Below are 549 nucleotides of genomic sequence, written 5' to 3' on the forward strand. Positions count from 1 at the left end.
CGCGTGACGGGGCCCGCGGCCGGGCCGTCGCCGCCAGGCTGCGCGCCGGCACCGTCAACGTCAACGAGAGCTACGCCGCCGCCTACGGCAGCGCCCAGGCGCCGATGGGCGGCATGGGCGACTCCGGGCTCGGGCGCCGGCACGGCAGCGAGGGCATCCTCAAGTACACCGAGGCGCAGACCGTCGCCCAGCAGCGGCTGGTCCCGCTCGCCCCCTCCTTCGGCCTCTCGCACGAGCAGTACGCCCAGCTCATGACCCGCGGCCTGCGCGCCATGAAGGCCCTCCGGCTCCGCTGAGCCGCCCGTTCCTACGGAGGTACCCCAGTGTCACGGGACAACTCTGTCCACAACGGCTCCGCCCCCGGTTCCGCCCACGCCTCGCCCGGCCCCGCCGCCGACCCCACCTCCGAGCACGACGACGCCGCGTACGACTACGACGTCCTCGTCATCGGCTCCGGCTTCGGCGGCTCGGTCAGCGCGCTGCGGCTGAGCGAGAAGGGTTACCGGGTCGGCGTCCTGGAGGCCGGCCGCCGCTTCACCCGCGCCGAAC

The 549-nt window shown here is 74.9% G+C and carries 2 protein-coding genes; both read left to right on the plus strand.

Annotation, left to right across the window (positions count from 1 at the left end):
- Window positions 1–296: aldehyde dehydrogenase family protein (locus KUM32_RS38420; protein ID WP_217146444.1), on the plus strand; the 296-nt coding region annotated here is incomplete at its 5' end.
- Window positions 297–323: 27 nt separating this feature from the next.
- Window positions 324–549: NAD(P)-binding protein (locus KUM32_RS45135; RefSeq protein ID WP_308408830.1), on the plus strand; the 226-nt coding region annotated here is incomplete at its 3' end.

Source organism: Streptomyces sp. AC627_RSS907, from assembly GCF_019049165.1.